The 21085-nt window shown below is 54.0% G+C and carries 23 protein-coding genes; 13 read left to right on the top strand and 10 right to left on the bottom strand.

The window, feature by feature from the left end:
* Together K1V27_RS04000 and K1V27_RS03995 are read left to right on the top strand one after the other, a co-directional pair.
* Entirely contained in the window at window positions 1-942 is a 942-nt protein-coding gene (locus K1V27_RS04000; protein WP_258928236.1) for an AAA family ATPase, read from the top strand.
* Between the two features lies 1 nt (window position 943).
* Window positions 944-2284 carry a vWA domain-containing protein gene (locus K1V27_RS03995; RefSeq protein ID WP_258928235.1) on the top strand — a complete coding sequence of 447 codons (1341 nt, stop codon included), beginning with the start codon at window positions 944-946 and terminating at the stop codon, window positions 2282-2284.
* Between the two features lie 27 nt (window positions 2285-2311).
* Here the strand turns inward: K1V27_RS03995 and K1V27_RS03990 are convergent, their stop codons facing one another.
* Genes K1V27_RS03990 through K1V27_RS03980 form a run of 3 tightly spaced genes read right to left on the bottom strand, consistent with a single transcriptional unit; the run spans window position 2312 to window position 6096 of the window.
* Entirely contained in the window at window positions 2312-2749 is a 438-nt protein-coding gene (locus K1V27_RS03990; RefSeq protein WP_258928234.1) for a hypothetical protein, read from the bottom strand.
* Window positions 2750-2781: 32 nt separating this feature from the next.
* Window positions 2782-3573 (bottom strand): hypothetical protein, encoded by a 792-nt coding sequence (locus K1V27_RS03985; RefSeq protein ID WP_258928233.1) that lies wholly within the window; start codon window positions 3571-3573, stop codon window positions 2782-2784.
* 33 nt (window positions 3574-3606) lie between these two features.
* Window positions 3607-6096 (bottom strand): PAS domain S-box protein, encoded by a 2490-nt coding sequence (locus tag K1V27_RS03980; RefSeq protein ID WP_258928232.1) that lies wholly within the window; start codon window positions 6094-6096, stop codon window positions 3607-3609.
* Window positions 6097-6335: 239 nt separating this feature from the next.
* On the opposite strand from K1V27_RS03980, the gene nth reads away from it, so the two are divergent.
* The gene (gene nth, locus K1V27_RS03975; protein WP_258928231.1) at window positions 6336-6998 is read left to right on the top strand and encodes an endonuclease III; all 663 of its coding nucleotides are present in this window, start codon (window positions 6336-6338) and stop codon (window positions 6996-6998) included.
* Here nth and K1V27_RS03970 read toward each other — a convergent pair.
* The gene (locus K1V27_RS03970) at window positions 6993-8255 is read right to left on the bottom strand and encodes a SpoIIE family protein phosphatase (protein WP_258928230.1); all 1263 of its coding nucleotides are present in this window, start codon (window positions 8253-8255) and stop codon (window positions 6993-6995) included. The two genes, nth and K1V27_RS03970, sit on opposite strands and share 6 nt — an antisense overlap.
* A gap of 211 nt (window positions 8256-8466) precedes the next feature.
* On the opposite strand from K1V27_RS03970, the gene K1V27_RS03965 reads away from it, so the two are divergent.
* Window positions 8467-9033 (top strand): cysteine hydrolase family protein, encoded by a 567-nt coding sequence (locus K1V27_RS03965; RefSeq protein WP_258928229.1) that lies wholly within the window; start codon window positions 8467-8469, stop codon window positions 9031-9033.
* Window positions 9034-9088: 55 nt separating this feature from the next.
* Here the strand turns inward: K1V27_RS03965 and K1V27_RS03960 are convergent, their stop codons facing one another.
* From K1V27_RS03960 to K1V27_RS03945, 4 genes are all read right to left on the bottom strand, one after another.
* Entirely contained in the window at window positions 9089-9550 is a 462-nt protein-coding gene (locus tag K1V27_RS03960) for a YbaK/EbsC family protein (RefSeq protein WP_258928228.1), read from the bottom strand.
* Entirely contained in the window at window positions 9534-10475 is a 942-nt protein-coding gene (locus K1V27_RS03955; RefSeq protein ID WP_258928227.1) for a DMT family transporter, read from the bottom strand. Before K1V27_RS03955 ends, K1V27_RS03960 begins: the two co-directional genes overlap by 17 nt.
* 147 nt (window positions 10476-10622) lie before the next feature.
* Window positions 10623-11303, bottom strand: coding sequence for an ISAs1 family transposase (locus K1V27_RS03950; RefSeq protein ID WP_353740514.1), 681 nt, complete (start codon window positions 11301-11303; stop codon window positions 10623-10625).
* Between the two features lie 53 nt (window positions 11304-11356).
* Window positions 11357-12409, bottom strand: coding sequence for a Druantia anti-phage system protein DruA (locus tag K1V27_RS03945; protein WP_258928225.1), 1053 nt, complete (start codon window positions 12407-12409; stop codon window positions 11357-11359).
* A 309-nt stretch (window positions 12410-12718) separates the two neighbouring features.
* On the opposite strand from K1V27_RS03945, the gene K1V27_RS03940 reads away from it, so the two are divergent.
* Window positions 12719-12922: a cold-shock protein gene (locus K1V27_RS03940; protein ID WP_258928224.1), complete on the top strand. Its 204-nt coding sequence runs from the start codon at window positions 12719-12721 to the stop codon at window positions 12920-12922.
* A 68-nt stretch (window positions 12923-12990) separates the two neighbouring features.
* Here K1V27_RS03940 and K1V27_RS03935 read toward each other — a convergent pair whose 3' ends face one another.
* Both K1V27_RS03935 and K1V27_RS03930 read right to left on the bottom strand, forming a co-directional pair.
* Complete coding sequence (locus K1V27_RS03935) at window positions 12991-13845, bottom strand: proteasome assembly chaperone family protein (protein ID WP_258928223.1); 855 nt, start codon at window positions 13843-13845, stop codon at window positions 12991-12993.
* A gap of 46 nt (window positions 13846-13891) precedes the next feature.
* A complete protein-coding gene (locus K1V27_RS03930) occupies window positions 13892-14572 on the bottom strand; it encodes an HAD family hydrolase (RefSeq protein WP_258928222.1) in 681 nt (226 codons plus the stop codon).
* A gap of 327 nt (window positions 14573-14899) precedes the next feature.
* Between K1V27_RS03930 and K1V27_RS03925 the strand changes: the two genes are divergently transcribed.
* From K1V27_RS03925 to cobA, 8 genes are all read left to right on the top strand, one after another.
* Window positions 14900-15883 (top strand): aminotransferase class IV, encoded by a 984-nt coding sequence (locus tag K1V27_RS03925; protein WP_258928221.1) that lies wholly within the window; start codon window positions 14900-14902, stop codon window positions 15881-15883.
* 3 nt (window positions 15884-15886) lie between these two features.
* Window positions 15887-16510 (top strand): D-sedoheptulose-7-phosphate isomerase, encoded by a 624-nt coding sequence (locus tag K1V27_RS03920; protein WP_258928220.1) that lies wholly within the window; start codon window positions 15887-15889, stop codon window positions 16508-16510.
* Window positions 16507-17481: a GSU2086 family protein gene (locus K1V27_RS03915; RefSeq protein ID WP_258928219.1), complete on the top strand. Its 975-nt coding sequence runs from the start codon at window positions 16507-16509 to the stop codon at window positions 17479-17481. The genes K1V27_RS03920 and K1V27_RS03915 overlap by 4 nt, the downstream gene beginning before the upstream one ends.
* A gap of 212 nt (window positions 17482-17693) precedes the next feature.
* A complete protein-coding gene (locus tag K1V27_RS03910; RefSeq protein ID WP_258928218.1) occupies window positions 17694-17819 on the top strand; it encodes a hypothetical protein in 126 nt (41 codons plus the stop codon).
* On the top strand, window positions 17800-18069 hold the full coding sequence (locus tag K1V27_RS03905) for a cyclophilin-like family protein (protein WP_258928217.1): 270 nt from the start codon (window positions 17800-17802) through the stop codon (window positions 18067-18069). Before K1V27_RS03910 ends, K1V27_RS03905 begins: the two co-directional genes overlap by 20 nt.
* A gap of 169 nt (window positions 18070-18238) precedes the next feature.
* Complete coding sequence (locus K1V27_RS03900) at window positions 18239-18472, top strand: FmdB family zinc ribbon protein (protein ID WP_258928216.1); 234 nt, start codon at window positions 18239-18241, stop codon at window positions 18470-18472.
* Between the two features lie 30 nt (window positions 18473-18502).
* On the top strand, window positions 18503-19441 hold the full coding sequence (gene hemC / locus K1V27_RS03895; protein WP_258928215.1) for a hydroxymethylbilane synthase: 939 nt from the start codon (window positions 18503-18505) through the stop codon (window positions 19439-19441).
* Window positions 19442-19482: 41 nt separating this feature from the next.
* Window positions 19483-21072 (top strand): uroporphyrinogen-III C-methyltransferase, encoded by a 1590-nt coding sequence (gene cobA / locus K1V27_RS03890; protein WP_258928569.1) that lies wholly within the window; start codon window positions 19483-19485, stop codon window positions 21070-21072.
* Window positions 21073-21085: the final 13 nt, after the last annotated feature.

Genomic DNA, 21085 nt, shown 5'->3' with positions numbered 1-21085 from the left:
GTGCAAAATTCCACGGCAGAGCAGTTCGTTTCCATAGAGGCGTTGCAGCGGGGCTTCCATGCCACCGGCTACGTATGCACTCGAGAAATCGCCACCACCCTCTATCTGGCACATCATCTCGGTAAACCGATTCTGGTCGAGGGGCCTGCAGGGGTCGGAAAAACCGAGCTGGCCAAGTCGATGGCCACCTTTACCGGACTGCCTCTTATCCGTCTTCAGTGCTACGAAGGTCTGGATGAGTCCAAAGCGCTTTATGAATGGAAGTATGGCAAACAACTGCTCTACACACAAATATTGCGGGACCGCGTCAAGGATGTGCTGGAGGATTCAGACAGCCTGGCGGATTCCATGCTCAAGCTGCACCAGTACGATGATATCTTCTTTTCACGGCAGTTCCTCGAACCAAGGCCTCTGCTTAAAGCGCTCCAGCAGGAGGAGGGCGCTGTGCTGCTGGTCGACGAAGTGGACAAAGCCGATGAAGAGTTCGAAGCGTTTCTCTTGGAAGTCCTCTCCGATTTTCAGGTTTCCATACCGGAAATCGGCACCGTTTCAGCCGTAACCCGGCCCATTGTCTTTTTGACCAGCAATAATGCCAGAGAAATGAGCGAAGCGCTCAAACGGCGCTGTCTCTACTTGTACATCCCTTTCCCCTGCCCCGATTTCGAGCGCAAGGTCATCCATACCCGGGTGCCTGGCATATCCGATCGGCTGGCCGATCAACTGGTCAGATACATTCATCAGGTCAGGCAGTTGGATTTAAGAAAAATTCCTTCAGTGAGTGAAGCCATCGATTGGGCCAGGGTGCTGATCGTTCTTCATGCCGATGGGCTGGAGCCGAATATGGTGACGGAAACACTCAATGTGTTTTTGAAATTCGAGGAAGATATCCAGTTGGTGCGAACCCAGGTCGGTCAAATGCTGGAGCGTGCGAAGCGGACCTGAGATGGATCGAGCGATTGAAGACTTTGTGCTGGTGCTGCGCCGTTCGGGAGTAGCTGTATCAACTTCAGAAACCCTGGATGCCGTGCGTGCGGTTGAAAATATAGGGTATTCCGACCGGGAAGTCTTGCGCGGCGCGCTGGCGGCCACACTGGCCAAATCGCCACAAAATAGAGTGGTCTTTGACCGGTGTTTCGAGCGGTTCTTTTCAACGGGACTGCCCCCGGGTGAGCCCAATCACGGCCACCGGCAGTCTGGTGAAGAGCTCTACGGGGAGCTTTCACAACTCAGCCAGATGGTTCTCAACGGAGATCGGGGCGGACTCGCGATAGCCATGCAACGGGCTTCCCGTGAGGTCAACGTGAGCAACATCCGGTTTGTTACCCAAAAAAGTGCCTACACTCAAAAAATTCTTCGCCGGATGGGCTTCCAAGAGCTCAATCGAGACATTCTGGCAGCAGGTGCCACAGAAGAGTCCGTTGCTCTGTACAATCGCTTATCTCACGCCAAAAATGAATTGTTCCGTATGGTAAGAAATCATGTGGAAGAACAGCTTGACCTGTATGCCCTTTCTGCGTCCCATGGCATGCTCGAACACGATCTCGCGGACACCAGGCTTTCCCATGTGGAGGAACGCGACTTTGCAAGGATGCATGCAATTGTTCGCAAGCTGGCTGCCAAGCTGAATACCGTTTATTCCAGGAAGTGCAAAGCCGCCAAACGCGGCCGGCTTGATTTTAAGAAAACTCTGCGGGGAAACATCGCTCATCAGGGTTGTTTGTTTGCAACCCGCTGGAAAATGAAAAAAATCGATCGTCCCAACGTGGTGGCCATATGCGACATCAGTCGATCGGTGCAGACCGTCTCCAGGTTTTTTTTGCTGTTTCTGTATGCACTCACGGAAATGCTGGCGCAAATCCGAACCTTTGTCTTTTGTTCCAATTTGGTGGAAGTGAGCGACATTTTTGATAAACATTCTTTGACCAGGGCGATTTCCATGATCGAGTCCGGTGACGATCTGGGGATCGGTTTTGGTTTGACGGACTACGGAAGAGCTCTCGCCGATTTCAAACGCAAACATCTGGCAGCGGTTTCTCAGAAAACCACCGTGATCCTCATTGGCGATGCCAGAAACAATTATGACGACCCAAACGTGGAAAGCCTGAAGTTGATTCGTCAAAAGAGCAGGAAGCTCTTCTGGCTGAATGTGGAAAATCGCCGCAAGTGGGGATCCGGCGATTCGGAAATGCTGAAGTATTTGCCCTGTTGCGACCTGGCCATGGAATGCAACACCCTCAGGCATTTGGAAAAATTTGCCCACAAGTTACTCAAGGTCAGGCCCTGACCCTTTCTAACGTTGCCTGGTGCATCGTTACGCTTCACTCTCGCGCTGCTCGGCGGTGTCCCATAATTCCAATTCGCGCAAAACCATCAGGATCAACTCATGGGCCTCACTCAATGACTGCAGGATGGAAATACGCCCCTGTTTGGTGAGGCCCAATTCCTTTGCCGCCAGGTGCTCGATCATGCATTGCGCATCGTTGACCAAGCCCATGGCCGGCTGCAGATGCTCCTCAAATTCCAGGACCTGTTCCGTATACAATCTGCATTTGTTTACTTCCAGCCAGCACTCGGAAAGCTTGGAGGCCGTAAGGAGAGAATCATAGGCTCCCTGCCTCACGAGTTCGAATTGCTCCCGGATAATCTCCAGAGCTTTATAAAGGTGGCTCTTTGCCTGGAAAAGCTCTTCGGCCTTAAGTGAAGGGTATTCCCCCATGCATTCGGAATCCGGCGACGGCGTTTCAAACATCGTGTTATTCCCCCCCTCCTTTTCTGGTGCTCTCACTCCCCTTGTCTCGACAGCGCCAGTTGGACAAGATATTCGAAAACGCCCTCACCCTCAATGGTCGTTTGCGCCGCCCCCCTCACGTGGAGCAGAAAACGCGCCAAATCCCGATCACTTGCGGGGGAAAATTCACCGCTCAGAAGTTGCACCTCTGCGTTCTTTTCGTCGAAGATGATCAGGTCTTCAAACAGGACGGATTCTCCCTCCGTTTCCTTGACTCTGGCGAAGAGTAATACATGGGGATCCTGAACCTCGGTGCTGATCGATCGAAAATCCACAAGCTGAAAGAATAGCTCGAGAGATTCCCGGACGCCGCTCGATAACTTTTTATGAAGACTGATGCGCGCACCTCTTAAGAGTGTCTCCAGATCCTCCCGAGCATAGGAGAGATCGAGCAGTGCGAGGGCGCAATCCGTTATGCGCGCCAGAGATTCTCTGCCCTTGCTGACAATGACGTCGTTGTCATTGAGCACCTTTCTTATGTTGCTCACACTGAACATCTCTTTCCAGTGGGGAGTTTTCCTCATGGCCACGTCGGCTACGGTTGAATGGTAGATGGGCAGTTCATTGTCCAGGACTACCACTTCCTTCATTTCTCCGTGGAGGGGGCGCAGGTAAAGTGTGAGGTCCCGTGCCCTGGTCTTTTCAAAGTCGGTCATTGCCAGCAGGTCCCGCACGGCATCCTTGTTGAGATGCCTGCTGCCCGGAGTCTCTCTCATGGTCGAGCTGATCTTGCCGGCCAGTCGTTCGATCTTGAGCTTCTTTTGCAGGTTTTCTTTGAGAGACATGACGGCGATCCTTAAGGTATTCAAGAGGTTGGGTCAAACGGGCCACGACGCCCGGAGCAGGGTTCCCGCCCCCAATGAGGATTCCACCGCGAAGGATCCTTGAGAAAGTTCGGTGAGTTCTTTCATGCTGGCAAGACCCAGCCCGCCTCCGGCAGCCCTTGAGGAGAGTATCCGCTGCGCATCAAAACCGCATCCATTGTCCCTGATGTACAGGCTCAGTCTATTGCCCTCCCTGGCTAAGCAAACATGTGCGACACCGGCCTTACTGTGTCCGCGAATGTTGTGCAGCGCTTCCTGCACAAACCTGAAAATAATAATCTTAAGAGCATGCGGTACCTCGACTTCCTCGGCTTCGAGTTGAACCTCGATGTGGATGTCGGCACAATTCTTCCGAAATTCTCGGCACAGCCACTCCAGCGCAGCGATCAGACCGAAATCGTCCAGGATGCTGGGTCTGAGATCCGTGTACATATTCCTGACATCGTCAATGGATTTTTGCACCAACGGCAACAGAGCTTCAATTGAATTGAGCAGTGTCTGGTTGGCATTGTCCCTGTTGATTTTCAAGATGTTTTCGAGTGCGTATTTTATGGCGGCAAAGGCTTGGCCAACCTTATCGTGCAATTCCCCGGCCAGGTATTTTTTTTCTTCCTCGCGCACCCTGAGCAATCTGGAGGAGAGAGTGCGCAGCTGTTGCTGGGATTCTACAAGGGATTGTTGGGATTGTCTGCGCTGAATGAGTTTACACATGCCGTCGAGGAGCAACGTGAGGGGTCGAACATCGGATAATTCATAGTCTCGTTTCTTGTTGGCTGTGGCTGCTACCGCCTGCATCCTTTGGCCCATCGAAAAGGGTACAATGAGCAGGCGGTGCAGTCGCCGAAAAGTATCCAGGCGGCGTTCTTCCCTCTGCTCGTATTTGGAATAATCGTTCACGATTATCGGTCTGCCGCTGTGCAGGGCATTTTCCCAGAGGCTGGGTTCACCGAAGGGAAATGCTCTGCGTTGGTTTTCCAAGGCACAGGGTTCGGGAACTCCTGCGTTTGATGTATAAAAGGCCAACTGGTCTCCATCGTGATCCTTCAGCCCAATGGCCCCACATTGGCTGCCGGTAAGTTTTATCGCCTGGTCGAGCACAAACCGGGTAATCTCGTGCAACGTTGCCTCGCTCATCTGGGCCAGCTCAAGCAAGGCCGCAAGCCTCATTTCACTGAGCCGCAGTGCTTCCTGGATGCGCTTGTGTTCCGTGACGTCATGCAGGATTTCCAACCTGGAAAGCGTTCCGTCGGGATTCTGAAACGGGGTGTCAAAGACATCATAGGTTTTGTGATTGCCGGGAGACGTCCAAACCCACCGCGCAGCCTGGCTGTCTGGAGAGTCATGTTGCTTGCACCAGGGGCATGCGGCAGAGTCCCCATGGAAGTACTCGTAGCATTTACGATTCCCCACCGGCCCAAATTCCCGCACGGCGACAGGATTCAGGTAAGTGATCTGGAATTCTGGATTGATGATGAAAACGGCGTTCTCCGTAGAGTTTGCAATGCTCAGAAACTTGTTGTGCTCCATTCTTAGAAGCTCTTCTGTCAGCCGCCGCTCGGTGATGTCATGAACAATGGAAAACAGGAGGTTTTCATCGTGGATGCGCACGGGATTGGAGTAGACTTCCACATCGCGTATTTCTCCCGACGCCAGCTTGTGCTTGAAGAGAAAATGATTGCGGTCTTCCGCCAGAGCGGAGGAGAGCTCCTTGCTTATTTGCGCAGGGGACAATGTGTTGATGGAGCTGATATTCATCGATTTCATACGTTCCATGGGGTAGCCGTAGAAATCACAGGCAGCCTGGTTGGCATCGACAATGTTTCCCGACTTCGGGTCGATCAGCAGCTTGATCGCTTTGCTCTTTTCGAATATCAAACGGAAACGCTCTTCACTCTCCCGCAGGGCACGTTCTGTTTTCCTGCGCTCGACGATTTCCCGCCATAATTGGTCATTGACGCTTTGTAATGCCGTGGTGCGCTCCTGGACAATGCCTTCCAGCCGTTCGCGGTATTGCCTTAACTCGTTTTCCGTTTGTTTTTGAGTGGTTACATCGATGGCGTAGTGCAGATACATGTCGGAATATAAAGGGACCCACCAGGTATCCCATAAACGGTCGAAGGCTTTGATTTCCGGAATGTGCACGGATTTTTTCGCGTCAAGCGCTTCGTCCGCCCTGCAGAAGGTGCACTTGATTGGAACCGGCAAGGTTTGCCACGAGAGATCCTTGACAAGACCCCGGTGGTATTCGCTGAGGAATTTGCATGAGCCGAAATCCCGCCAGCAGTAGCCGCCCACTTTCGCGCCCAATCGTTTGGCTGCAGTGTTCGCCGCCAGGATTGTGCGGTCGCGCCTGATCAGCATTGCGGGATGCGGAAGACTGTCCAGCAGTGCCTGGCTGTATGGGGAGCTGTCCTGCTGTTGAATATCGGGGTCTGCAGCCCGATCGACAAGCGGAAGCCCATTGGATGTGCCGTCAGGATTCATATGGCCTACAACTTATTGTGCAGTCAACGAAGGTTCCTTGCCCACATCCCTTAAAATAGTCATCTAAAAAACAAAGCCAAGGGGTAACAAGCACATAATGATTAGGCGGCGACGTGGTTTGTGATAGTATTTTCACCTCGGGGTTCGCGGCGCGGATCGACACGGTTTCTTGCGGTCTCTGGCCGCCGCTGAGTGAGTCCTGGCGAAACAGAACATGAGAATGCGTTGGAGGTGATACGATGAGTCGGTTAAGAAAAGCGCCTGAAGACATCCGAGAGCGCCTGCAGAAGATCCTGGAAGTCCTCCAGCACAGGTATCCGCAAGCGTCGCTTGCCCTCAGTTATGACAATGGCTTCGAGTTGCTTGTCGCAGTCATGCTCTCCGCCCAGTGCACTGATGAGCGGGTCAATCAAGTGACCGGGACGCTTTTCAAGAAATACAAGTCGCCTGAGGATTATCTGCAGATAGCCCGGGAACAGCTGGAGGAGGAAATAAGACCCACCGGGTTTTATCGAAACAAGGCAAAGTCTCTCCAGGATTGCTGCCGTGTGCTGGTTGAGCAATTTGGCGGGGAAGTGCCGCAGGACATCGAGCAACTGGTCCAACTCCCGGGAGTGGGCCGCAAGACCGCAGCCATGGTGCTCGGCAACGCCTACGGACTGCACCAGGGCATCGCCGTGGACACTCACGTCAGCCGAGTGGCACAGCGGGTTCAATTGTCTTCGGCCAAAACGGTTGAAAAAATAGAACGGGATCTGATGCAGCTGGTGCCGAGAGAACGGTGGACCTGGTTTAGCAATGCCGTCATTCTACATGGCCGCGAGACCTGTACCGCGCGCAAACCCAGGTGCACCGTTTGTGTCATTGAGCCCTGGTGTCTGTTTCCAGAAAAGAATCTATGATGAGTTGACAGGCTCGCTGTGTTCACGCGAGTCCCGCGTGGTTTTTTGGCCAGTGAACTCGATTGCCAGGATGCTGATGTCATCGTCGAGCTCGCGCGCTTGTGAAAAGTTTTTGACATCACTATGGATGGTGTCGACAATTTCTTTGACTGAGCCCTTCCGGCATTTTTTCAGGGCTTTGTACAAGCGCTTCTTGCCGTAAAGTTCGCCGGTTGGACCGTAGGCTTCCAGGATTCCATCGGTATACAATACAATTTTGTCCCCCTGAGCCACTTTCACTTCCCGCTCTTCAAAGGCATTCCCCGCTCCAAAACCGATGACGGGCCCATGCAGATCAAGAACCTCGAGGTCCCCCTCGGAGCGCAGCAAAACCGGAGGAGGGTGGCCGGCGGAACCGTATTTGAGGGTTCCCGCCAGCAGATCGATGGTCATGTAAATCATGGTGAAGTAGGTGTCGAAACGCTCGAACGGGTAGGCTTTTTCTATGCTGTCAAGAATGGTCCTGGGAGAGTGTAGGCCGGACTCCTTGCCCGCCGTGCTGCGCGCAGTTTGCAGGAACTGAGACACGGAGACTGCGATGAGTGCCGCCGAAACGCCATGACCGCAAACGTCGAGCATATAGAGATCGATCAGATTCTTCTCGGGAAAGTGAATGTTGAAAATGTCACCGCCGATCTGCCGGCACGGTTCAAAATGCCAGGCGATTTGAGCCGCTCCATCGCTCGGCAAATATTGCGGCAGCAGACTGCGTTGAATCCCTGCCGCGGCATTGAGATCATTATCGAGCTGAATTTGCTTTGCCTGTAGCTCCAGTTTCTTGGTTTCTATTTCAGTGACGTCGTACAAGATGACCAGGATCATCTTACGTCCTTGAAAAGAAATGTGCCGGGTACTGATGTCGAGATATTTTGTGGTCGGCTTGCCATCGATGTAAAAGGTACGTTCCATGCGCATTTTATCTACCGGCACCTTTTCCACCATGGTTTGCAGCGCGGCGCGGCGGATCACACATCGCTCGCAGTGGGAAGTCTCTCCACAGGCCTTATTCTCCCGCACCGAGAAAACGCAGCCGCTGGCACCGCCAAATTTTTTTACCAGAACATTTTCTTTTGATTTGGAGAATAACGTCAGGAACGTGTCGTTGAAATGATGAATACGTAGATTTTCGTCCGCGATGAGCACGGCGGAATTCATATGGTTGAAGAGCAGATTCAAAAATTCGTTTGATTCCCGCAGGTCGTTGAAGTGAGTCTCCATTTCACAGAGTTCCTCTGATCGAATGGTCACGGTCTGAACGCAGCCAGTCAATGTCTTTGCACTCTTCCGGTATCTTTTCTCCTTGACTTACGGGTATATATAAACCACTTGCCGGAACATGACCATTCATTTATGGGTAGGCCCACATGCCCACTGCAGCCGATTTTCGACGGCGTATGAAGGGCATGAAAAATCAGCCTGGAGGTGTTGGATGAATCCTGCTCTGATCGTTGTTGACCTGCTGCTCGATACCTTCGAGAAGCATCCTGAATCTGCCATTGTTGAGCATGCAAGGGAGTTTTTGCCGCGGCTCAACCAGCTCCTGGCTCTGTTCCACCGCAAAGATATGCCGGTGATCTTCGCTTGCGACAGTTTCCTGCCGCAGGACTTCATTTTTCAGGGAAAGATGAAGCCTCACAGCTTACGCGGCACTCCCGGTGAGTCGGTCATACCCGACCTGCATAGAAGTCCCCGGGATTACGTCCTCCCTAAACGGCGTTTCAGTGCTTTCTTCAAAACGGATCTGGATCAGACCCTCAGAACATTGACGGTTGACACGGTTCTGATCTGCGGCATCGCCACTCCCATATGTGTGTTGACCACCGCGCTGGACGCCGTCAGTAACGATTTCGCGGCAATCATGGTGGAAGACTGTTGTGCGGCGCATCACCCCGAGTACCATGAAGCAGTACTCAACACCTATCGAAAAACGCCGTTGTTTCCCCTGCTGCAGCTGCTAACCTGCCGTGAATGCATGGAAATATTCGGCGAGGGGTGACACGGCGGTAGCCCTCGGGGGTACACCGGGAGTGAGTCGGCCATGTCGCGGCATGCTATTCACATACTTCGACTTCTAATCCCCCGGTCATGTCCAGGAGTTGGTCCACGGTAATCGGCACAGCCGAATTTGCGTTGCCGGCTGCCGCAAAAACTCTTGGAAAACGGCGCATGGACCTGTCGATCAACACAGTCAGATGGGGGGGAAGGAGGAACGGGCATACCCCGCCCGGCTCATAGCCGGTGTAGTGAACGACTTCGTCCGCCTGGGGCAGGCGCACCTTGCCCGTCAGTTGAGCTGCTTGTTTCAACCTGGAGCCCTTTATTTTCAGGTCCCCGCAGGTGACCACAACGACCGGTTGGGTGCCAACGATGAACAGGATGGTCTTGGCAATTTCGCCGACCGAACACCCCACCGCTTGCGCAGCTGTTTCCGAGGTCGGCGTCGGTTGCTGGAATTCCATCACCTGGATGTTTTGAGTGGCGAGAAACGATTTCACTTCAGCGATTGTTGGCATGTTTGATCCTTTCGGCAAAAACAGGTTCCGGCTTGAACAGGTAGGCGGAGAGTTCGGAGGACAGCATACCGGCGAGCATCAATGCACAGCCGAAAAGTCCTCTGCCCGAGAGGGTTTCGCCCAACACCAGATAGCCTCCGACAGCGGCAAAAACGGTTTCCATGCTGAGCAGGATGCTGGCGTGGGCCGGATCGGCGTTGCGTTGGGCCACCACCTGCAGAGTGTAGGCGACCCCAACAGAAATCACTCCTCCATAGACAATGGGCAGTGCCGCAGGAATCAAACCCTGCAGTGTGATGACCTCAATGCTGAGCGCTGTAACCAGGCTCAACAGCGAACAGACCGAAAACTGCACGAGGGCCAGCTTGAGAGAATTCATTCGAGGAGCCAGCCAGCCGAGCACCAGAACATGGCCGGCCCAGAAGAACGCCCCGATCAGCACCAGCAAATCCCCCAACTCCAGGGTGAGTTTTTCCGTCACACTCAGGAAAAATAGGCCAAACGCGGCAAGGAGGGCGCCCAACCAAGTTCCGGTCGGCACGCGTTGCCCCCACAAAAGCCCGAGAATGGGAACCAGCACCACATATAATCCAGTAATAAAACCGGCTTTTCCCGCGGTGGTATAAACCAGTCCGATCTGCTGCAGGGATGCCCCCAAAAACAAAAGGATTCCGGCCAGAAAGCTTCCCGTCAGCTTGGTTTTGAAAGGGGCTTCCGGCAAGATGCGCTGGGCAGCAGAACGTGCCTGTTTACGGGTAAGAATCAACAACGGCAGCAGCGAAAGGCTCCCGAGGGCGAAGCGAATGCCGTTGAAAGTGAACGGGCCGAGGTATTCCATGCCCACCCGTTGAGCCACAAAGGCAAACCCCCAGAGTGTCGCCGTGAGAAGCAGCAGGGCATCGGATCGGAAGGTGTTCGGGTGCAACGATTTTCTCCAACATCATCATCTGACCTGGCCGACGGGAACCCATACGGGTCCCCAGGATCACCGGAAAGTAACGGACTGCAAGCGCCGAGTCAAGAATCTTTACAGCACGCTCGGCTGTCTATTCCCTGCACGGTAAATTTGTTCTCATTCTAATTGCCGGTGAGCAGGGGTACATGAGTTTGTTGTCATACACAGATAGTCGAGAACTGAGCGGACATTGCGATTGAGTTGACGCATTTTCTGTGCGACGCTGTATACACCCTTGGACTTGATGAGCCCGACGGCAAATCGCCTAAGCCGGGTGATATTTTCGGGACCGTAGCCCTTGGATATCCTGCTGCGGTCCTCGTCATAGTTCCAATCGATGATATAATGGCAGGAATTTTCGATGCTCCAGTGGCCTCGATTAGTGTTGAGAACGTTTTGTGCGTCGGCTTCTTCCGGGGATTTGCTGGTGATGCCATAGACGGTCTCACAAGATTCTTTGCCTGATTTTTTGTCTATTGAGTGACGTTCGATTGCGAACGCTTGCCCAACATGAGGAAAGTTGAGGTAGTCGTTGAGCTCGGTGGTGGTCCAGATTTTACGGGTTTCAATCCGTCCATGATCACAAGAGTCGTTGTCGATATAATCCGGCTCTTTTGGGTTTTGGAAGAAGAATTCGATGTCTGTACGAAGTGTGGGTTGGTTATCCTTAACGGTGAAATGATAGTGAGCTTTGCGCTCCAGAACCAGATAATCGGCGAAGGCGCGTTGCGTTAGAAGGGCATCCGCCGTGATGACTTTGTCTTGAATATTGATAGGATCAAGGAGTGGGGCGGCCATTTTTATCTCGTTTGTTCGCTTGGCCTCCTCATCCCCTTCCTTGGGAAGGGTACCTACTTTTTTTGGGTGTAGCAATTCTTGGTCTGATGACCAATGGCGCTCATGATGTGGGTCTGATAGCCCTGCTCATCGATAGCATTGCGCATGACCTTGCCGTCGATTGCCAGGCTTTCATCCTTTTCGCCGTGGGTTTTATTCCAATTTTGCAGGGCGTGGTCCAGGTCCAGTGGATCGACACGGATAAGGACATTCCGGAAGACGTATTCGCTTGGAACCACACATCGGCCGTTTTCCACACGACACCTGAAACGTTCACGCGCCTTTTGGCCAAGGCTGTTTGCCCAGTCGGTGATAGCCTTATAGCCTCGCATTCCGCACAAGATTGCACCGGCCGCGATGGCGAGTACGGTTGAAAGCCTGTGGCGACGTCCTTGTGCACGACGGGGATCTGGTATATCGGTGAAGAATTGCGGCAAAGACTGCATATGCTCGGCAGTAATCATGATTTTGGCTCCTCCTGTATTAAAGGCCGATTCGAGAAGTGGGCGCGAGAGCAACTCTCGTGCATTGGGTCGCAGTGGTCTTACGAAGATCATTTTGGGCGGGTGGGTTCTAGCACTGTAGCCATTGCCGGTGCGGCGGAAGCCCCTGGTCTGACCGACACAGTGCCAGTTAGCTGCTCTATAGACGGTGCCCTGAAAGCGTCGAGGGTCCACAAAGGTTTCAAGCAACAACAAAGGATGGCCAAAGATATCTTGCCAATCGCGAGGGATTCTCTTCTGGCACAATGATAAGACGCGAGAGCCCAAATTCGGAAAGTGCCAGTCGGGAAGAATAAGAAAACGACTGTTGTTGGCTACCAGTTTCAACCGATCATACTGATGGCGTGGGCTCCAACCGATCCATTGGTCCCGCGCCGCGCACTTCCATGCGGCGGCGGAAAAGCTCAGAAGCGCCACCCACTGGTTGCGCCATAGGCCAATGTACCAAAGCGTTTCGCTGATCTTAGGCATGCGTCCCAGATAATGATGCTCATCCATCACTTCCTGATAGCGACCTTCCTCTGATCGCTCAACGGGCCTGACATGGACCTCCCATAGGTTCAACGTGGATCACCTCCAAAGTGAAGTAAGTAGCGTACTTTCTATACACCAATGGGAGGCAGTTGACCAGAAATAAGTGTAAGTCATGGAGTTTACTGGAAAATATATAGAGCACCTATTCACCGTGCTATTCCCTGCTTGACACGCCACCTTTTGTAGTATACAGATGAACGTATTATATTGGGGCTAGGTTCGGTATTTTGTAGCTTTTGCCAAATCGATCCTGCAGCAGAACAGAACGATTTCAAGAGTGCTCACAAAGTAGCGCACCGGCAGCATTACCGTAAAGCAAGAGAAAGAAAGGAATTAAAAATGCCGGAGGGCCGAGTTAAGTGGTTCAATGACAAGAAAGGGTACGGTTTCATCGAAACCTCTGATCAAGGGGATGTGTTTGTGCACCATACTGCCATCGTTTCCGAGGGCTTCCGTTCTCTGACCGAAGGAGAACGGGTGAGCTTTGAAGTGGAGCGGGGCCCCAAGGGACCACAGGCAGTCAAGGTAGTAAAGCTATCCTGAGCACTCCTGAAGCCGCTGATTTTGCATCATTCCAGCCAGGGGCATCACCTCCCCTGGTTTTTTTTGTGCTACTCTTCGTCTTGTTCCGATTCATTGCGCCGTTTAATGAAGTCTTCGAAACGGACCACCTTCGAGCTCAAACCGGATCGCTTCATGACTTTATGTCTCCTGATGGATTCAAGGGATTCGCGCAGGTTCTGGTCTTGCTGTACCATCTGATCAATCTGTTGCTTTTTCCGGTACCAGGATTTCAGCAGGTCATCTGTGGCGAGCTCGATGCCCATGCAGCTTGCCAGGATCCGTAACAGCCGTGCAGCGATCATTTTATGGGGGCCGCTCAGGTAAAAGGGCAGATGGGCCCAGAAGCTGATGCAGGGAATGTTCGCTTCCTGCGCCTGTGCCATAATGGCGGAATGGATCGCGCCGGGTCCACTATATTCGATGAGCTCGCAGTCCAATTCGCGGACTTTGTTGTAGCTTTCCGGGTCCTGCACGACGGCCGATATGACGATCTCGTCGTGAAAGACCTGATCCAGAAGGCTGCCCAGCAGCAGGATCTCCTGGCAGCCCCATTGCTTCAAGAGTTCCACGAGCTCCCTGGCGAAAGGTCGCCATGATACGGTGGGTTCGGGTCCGCCGCCGAACACGACCGGTTCCTGCAATTGCTTGTCATCGCTGACAAAGAAGTGCAATGCGGGCCACTCCATCTGCTGGATCTGCCCATGACGAATGGTGATCTGAGGTCTGGTCGACTCGGTTTGCCAATAGCCGTCGAGATCCCAAATCGCCCGCAGTTCATGGGATATCTGAAGTTTTAGCTGGTCGACGGTGAATTCTGCCAGTTTCCCCGCGTCGCACCATCCTGAGAACGCAAGAATTGCGCGACGGGCGTCAACAGATTGTGTCAGGGTGCGTATATTCATTATATTTATTATCCTTTTGCGTATTTCACTATGGGCACTGCCCCAATCAAATCAACCCCTGATTTTTCAACCGTTGAACCAGTTCTCGGCAATTCCCTGCGACCCAATCAGCGCCGCTCTCCAAGAGATCCTTGGGTGACGCATTGCCGCTATGGACCCCTGCACTTCTTACCCCGGCCCGTCTTCCCGTAGCGATGTCGATGGGATGGTCTCCCACCATGAGTGCAGATCCGGGTTCGATCGACAATAGTTGCAACGCTCTCAGCAGATGATCGGGATCAGGTTTGACCTGAGGCACATGGTCCCGGCTGAGGAAACAATCACAATAGCTTTCCAAATCAGGAAATACAATCCGCACGGCGGGATCGCAATTGCGCGTAATGATGGCGGTGCGCACGTCATCCTCGCGCAACGCCTCCAGCAGCGGACGGGAAAATTCGAACAGGCGACCTTTGCGGGCGGCTTCCAGCTCCATAGTCAGTATTATTGAATGCGCTCTTTTCCGGAAGGCGTGCCCGGCAGCCGCCTCGACCTGCTGCACTTGCGCTGTCAGGATTTCCACCCACTCGAGAGCGGGCAGGGATGCAGGAGGCGAGCATCCGATGTATTCTTCAACCAGTGCGGCCAGCTTCTGCTTCATGAGGAAAAAATCCAGGTGCAGTTCAGCCAATGTTCCGTCGAAGTCGAAAACGATGGCCCGTATGCTGTGCTGACCCTTATTATGCAAGATATTTGCTCTCCTTCCGCTGCTTTTTCCTTGCACAAGCCGAATTCTCTGATTATGTTCAATTCCTTCTGATGTCCGGAAAAATAGTCTAGTTTGGTGTTTTTTACAAATCAATGCGGCAAGGGACTTTTTATAGGCCGGTTTCTCTTTGCACGGGAAATCTGAAATTCAATTTGACCGGTTGACGCGTTGTTCCGCCGGCTCCAAGCGGGTGAGCACGATTCGGCTTGGTCCAGACCCCCGGTGCGAAGCAACCGCGGGAAGAGCTATGCTGATTGTCCGGCGATCCCGAGGATTGCGGCAGCAAATCACCTGATTGGAGTCAGCATGTCACAGCCTGTTCAAACGCTCAGTTTTGACACCGTTATAGATCGTCTCCTGGTACTCAAACAGGATTACCAGCAACATTATCTGGCGATGTACTCCAGCTGGTACGGCGGCATCATCAAGGAGCCCGCCCTGATGATGGTTCCTGTGGACGATCACCTGGTGCATCGGGGTGACGGAATTTTTGAAGCGTTCAAGTGTGTTCGGTGGAATCTCTATGGGCTCGAAAGACACCTGGATCGGCTGGAGCGTTCCGCTCGGGGAGCGAGTCTGAACCTGCCGATGAGTCGTGCGGAGCTGACTGAAATAATTCTTGCCACGGTGCGCTCGGCCGATGTCCCCGATTGCCTCGTGCGACTGTTCATATCGCGCGGTCCCGGAGGGTTTTCCACCAATCCGTACGAGTGCCCTGCAAGCCAGGTTTATATCGTCGTTACCACACTCAAAAGGCCTCCCAGGGCAAAATACCAGAGCGGCGTAACGCTCAAAAGCAGCCACATTCCCATCAAGCAGTCCTATTTTGCCAACATGAAAAGCTGCAATTACCTGCCCAATGTACTCATGAAAAAAGAAGCCGAGGATGCGGGGGTTGACTACACTGTTTCCATTGACGAAAAGAATTTTCTGGGGGAGGGCCCCACGGAAAACATTGGCATCATCACCAGCAACGAGGAATTTTTGGTGCCTCGCTTCGATCGTATTTTGCAGGGAATTACCCTGACGCGGCTGCTTGAATTGGCGCAGGAACTGGTACCGTCAGGGATCCTGGCGCAGGTTGCGGAGGCTGATATCACCCGGGAGCAAGCCTATGAAGCCAGGGAAATCATGGTGTTTGGGACGACGTTCGATATTCTGCCCGTGGTCGCCTATGACGGCAAAAGCATTGGGGAAGGTCGTCCCGGCCCTTTTTACAGGCGATTTCTGGATTTGATCGAACAGGACATGCGCACCTGCCGGCAAATGCTGACCCCGGTCAAGGAATGAAGAATGGAGGAGATTCAGCGCAAGCGTTTGCAACAACTGATCGAAGCGAGCTTTCGTGAGAGCGTTAGAGTGAAGGAGGCGTTTCTTAAAAGCAATGCCGGGATCATCCTTGAAATGGCCCAACTGGTCAGTCGGGCTTTCCGGGAAAAGCGTCGCCTTTTCCTCTTTGGCAATGGCGGAAGTGCCGCAGATGCGCAACATCTGGCTGCTGAGTTCGTCAATCGCTTTGAACGGGAACGGCCTCCTCTGCCTGCCATGGCTCTCAGTGTGGACACCTCGATCATCACCAGCATCAGCAACGATTATCATTTTGAAGATATCTTTCTCAAGCAGCTACAGGCTCTTGCAGGTGCAGGAGATGTGGCCCTCGGCATCAGCACCAGCGGCCGTTCACGGAATGTGGTGAAAGCTCTCCAGTGGGCTCACCGGCAGGGCCTGCGCACGCTCGGTTGGGCCGGGGCGGAGCGGGGTGACATGGACGGGTGCTGCGGGCAAATGCTGCATGTCCCCTCGAAAGTGACGGCACGTATTCAGGAATGCCATATTACGGCGGGACACATCCTGTGCGCACTGGTCGATGAAATTCTATTCGGTGCCGACCGAATGGTGGATGGGATGAGCCGATGACGCGATCGTATTTTGATTGGGAGCCGATCAGTTTTGATGACCTGCACACCACAAGCCTGAATGATCGACCCAGCAAAGTGAGTTTGAAAGATTTTGCAAAACCTTGGGAACCCGGGCAGACGCTCGCGCGATTTGTACAAAACCTGCCCGACATTTTGGCCGGCGACCTTTTTAGGAGAGCCGTCGAGGCGTTGACCACTGCAGTGCGCAAGGAACGGACGATTCTCATGGGGATGGGGGCGCACCCCATTAAAGTGGGATTGAATCCGCTGCTGGTGGACGCTATGGAACGCGGCATCCTAACCGGCCTGGCAGTGAACGGAGCCGGTGTAATCCATGACGTGGAACTGGCATTGGCGGGCAAAACCTCTGAAGATGTGGCTGCACATTTGGAAATGGGACAATTTGGCATGGCCCGTGAGACCGCGGAGTTCATTCATGCGGCCATCAACTCAGCCCATGACGGCCGCCGCGGGCAGGTGGGTTTGGGGCGCGCTGTCGGTGAGAGTCTGCTGGCCGAGAAGGCGCCTCATACACACATGAGCTTGCTCGCCAGTGCGGCGCGACTTGGGGTACCGGTGACGGTTCATGTGGCACTGGGAACCGACATCATCCATATGCATTCAGCCATGGACGGGGCCGCCGTGGGGGCTTTGAGCCATTTTGACTTCAAGTTGTTTTGCCGGCTTGTGACGCAGTTACAGCAGGGGGTTTACATTAATTTGGGATCGGCGGTGATACTCCCCGAAGTTTTCTTGAAGGCGGTGAGCGTGGCCTTGAACCTGGGTTTTTCCCTGCACGGGATAACGACCGTCAATATGGATTTTCAGCGCCACTATAGAACCCAGAATAATGTGTTGGATCGCCCCACGGCCGGCAGAGGCAGCGGCATCAACCTGATCGGGCATCACGAAATCATGTTCCCATTGCTCCTGGCTGCGGTCCTGGACCGGTTGTCCCAGTTGGACTAGGTACAGCCCGACACAATTGAGCGGCCGCATTCCGTAGGTTGGGTAGAGTCACGCGGCACGCGTGACGAAACCCAATCCGTGCAAGTCCGCTGCATTGCGTACACTCTATTGTGTGGAGCTGTACTCAGAGTGCCCTCGCCGCGATTCAGCCCTGAGCGCCCCCCAAGAGAAGCATAACCAAACGAAGCAGCACTGAAAATGAGGAGTGACCGATGAGCAGACGGATTCGCATCACAGCAGGCTCGGTTTGTATACAGGGTGAACTCAACGATTCACCCACGGCAAGCGCCATTGAATCGGCATTACCCATAGGCGACCGTGAGGACCTGGGGGGATGAAATCTACTTTCCCATCCCCGTGGAACAACCGCTCGATGATGCCGCAGCGGAGATTGTTGACATGGGGGATTTGGGCTATTGGCCGAGGGGCAAGGCCTTTTGCATCTTCTTTGGTCCTACGCCCGCGAGCCGGGGCGAAGAAATTCGACCGGCCAGTGCGGTCAATCTGGTCGGGAAAGTGTCAGGCGATGCGCGGGAGTTTAAAGTTGTGCGGGATGGTGAACTTGTCCGAATCGAGAATGTCCTTTAAAATTGCTGGCACGCCTGATCAGTGCAGCCATTTGGTCCGGCCTGATGCTTGTTGAGAAGGCCTGGAAATCTGCGCTGTGGTAGGCTCAAATAATGAAATACGATGCTTTTAGACGCTGCCCGAGGTGACCAATTGGGAGTGAAGCTAACTCAAATGGAGGAATGATTCCATGCCCATATATGAATACGAATGTTGCGATTGCTGCGAAAAGTTCGAGACGCTGGTGTTCCGCAGCGATGAGGCGGTGCGTTGCCCCAAGTGCAATTCTGATAAGGCTCAGCGAGTGATGTCCGTGTGCGGCTTCAAGAGCGGTGGAGACAAGGGAGCCGCCAGCAGCCGTATGGGCTCGGGGGGCGCATCCTGCGCCGGGTGCACGTCCGGCAGCTGTGCCTCATGTCACTAGCACGGCCGGCAAGGATGAATCGAGGATAAATTGACTGATAAAGTTTTGCGTATTGGCACGCGCGGCAGTCTCCTTGCGCTGAAACAAAGCGAGAACGTCAAAACCGCTCTCCAGGCTCAATGGCCTGAACTGCAGGTTGAACTGCAGATCATCAAGACAATGGGCGATAAGATTCTGGATGTGCCCCTTGCCAAGGTGGGAGGCAAGGGATTGTTTGTCAAAGAAATTGAGGATGCCCTATTGAACCGGTCGGTGGACCTGGCCGTCCACAGCATGAAAGATGTCCCTGCGGATCTGCCGGACGGGTTGTGCATGGGTGCCATCCCCCCCCGGGAAGACCCGCGAGACGTTCTGGTGGCAAGCCGCGGGCAGAGCCTGTCGCATTTGCCGGAGGGGGCTAGAGTGGGCACCAGCAGCCTGCGGCGTGCAGCTCAATTGAAGAAATTGCGCCCCGATTGTGCCATAGAATCGTTGCGGGGAAACCTTGACACGCGCCTGCGCAAGGTCCGGGAAGGGATGTACGACGCCGTTGTGTTGGCGGCTGCAGGACTGCATCGGATGGGGTGGGAGGATCGAATCACCTGCTACCTCGATCCCGACGTGTTTGTTCCCGCCATAGGCCAGGGAGCCATCGGCATAGAAATTCGCAGTACCGATGAATACTTGCAGCGCCTGCTTGGACCGCTCCATCACACCGACACGGCTGTCGCTGTGAGGGCTGAGAGGGCTCTTCTGAAAGAGTTGCAGGGCGGATGCCAGGTGCCCATTGGCGGTTATGCGACGGTCTCCGGGGGCATGGTAGAGCTCACCGGGCTGGTGGCGTCTCTGGATGGTCAGGAAATGTTCCGGTTCACCAGGAGCGCAGCTCGAGAACAGGCCGAGGCGCTGGGACGCAGCCTGGCCGGTGAGATTCTCGCAGCAGGCGGGCGAAGAATCTTGGAGGAAATCTACCGGGACGGGGCGGCCTAAGCCCCTGCCTGTTGAACCCGAGGAGCGGGTGTGATTTGTCAGTGACAGACTTCAATAGCAAAGAGGTGCCGCACGTGGGTCGAGGAAAAGTGTATTTGGTGGGGGCGGGACCCGGAGATCCGGGTCTTTTGACGTTGCGCGCAAAAGAGCTGCTGCAGCAGGCCGAAGTGGTCATCTATGATTATTTGGCCAACGCAGAGTTCCTGCAATATGCTCCCGTCGAGGCCGAAAAGATTTATGTGGGCAAGCAGGGCGGCGACCATACTCTAAGTCAAGAGGAGATCAATGCACTGCTGATTGAAAAAGGCCGTCATCGGCAGGTCGTGCGGCTCAAGGGCGGTGACCCGTTTGTTTTCGGACGCGGAGGAGAAGAGGCCGAGGTGTTGATCGCCGCAAACGTTGCATTCGAGGTTGTGCCCGGGGTCACCGCGGCGGTTGCTGTGCCGGCCTACGCCGGCATTGCTCTTTCCCACCGTGACTATACGGCCAGCATGGCCTTCATCACGGGTCACGAACGAGACGACAACGATGAGTCCAAGATCAACTGGGAAAAACTTTCCACCGCCGTAGGGACCCTGGTCTTTTTTATGGGGGTGAAGAATCTCCCCGAAATTTGCCGGCAGCTCATCGCTCACGGTCGTTCCGAGGAGACTCCGGTGGCGGTCATACGTTGGGGAACGACTCCGGAACAGGAAACTTTGGTGGGCACACTGAAAACCATCGCCGCAGAGGTGCGGCGGACCGGCATGAAGCCCCCGGCGATCATTGTGGTGGGCGAGGTTGTCCGTCTGCGCGAAAAACTCAACTGGTATGAATCAAAGCCACTGTTCGGCCGCCGCATTGTGGTGACCAGGGCACGCCAACAAGCGAGTGAATTCAAATCACAGCTTGCCGCCCTGGGGGCGCAGTGCATCGAATTCCCCACAATCGAGATCCAACCTCCCCCGACCTGGGAATTACTCGACCGCGCCATTACAAATCTGACCACCTACCATTGGTTAATATTCACCAGTGTGAATGGGGTCCAATTCTTCATGCAACGACTGTCTGCCGCCGGCAAGGATGCCAGGGAACTGAAAGGCATCCGGTTGGCGGCTATCGGCCCCAAGACGGCGGAAATGCTTGGCAAGTTTGGTTTGCGAGCGGACTTTGTGCCGGCGGAATATCGGGCGGAATCGATTTTGCTGGGACTCCAGGGTGAAAAGGTGGCCGGCCGGAAGTTTCTTATGCCGCGCGCCATGGTGGCGCGCGACGTTTTGCCGGAGACGTTGAGGGAAAAAGGAGCCCTGGTGGATGTGGTGCCGGCCTATCAAACGGTGCTGCCCGCAAAGCGCAGCTCCCCTGTCCTCGATCTGCTGCGCAGGGGAGCGATCCACTGCGTGACCTTCACTTCTTCGTCTACAGTCAGCAATTTTTTCAGCCTGCTCGACCGGGAAGAAATGCTGCCCTTATTGGCCGGGGTTACAATCGCCAGCATAGGGCCCATCACTACGGAAACGGCTGAAAGATTCGGCTTGAAAGTCGATATCATGCCCTCGAATTTCACAATTCCTGCTTTGGTGGAAGCGATTTGCGCATATTTTGAGAGCGGTCGGAATGCCTCACTAAAACAGCATAACCGCATAGATTAGGTGTACATTTTGG

The organism is Desulfoferrobacter suflitae, from assembly GCF_022603395.1.
Classification (GTDB): domain Bacteria; phylum Desulfobacterota; class Syntrophobacteria; order Syntrophobacterales; family Syntrophobacteraceae; genus Desulfoferrobacter; species Desulfoferrobacter suflitae.
The sequence above is the reverse complement of the archived record's forward strand: the minus strand, read 5'-3'. Positions and strand labels throughout refer to the sequence as shown.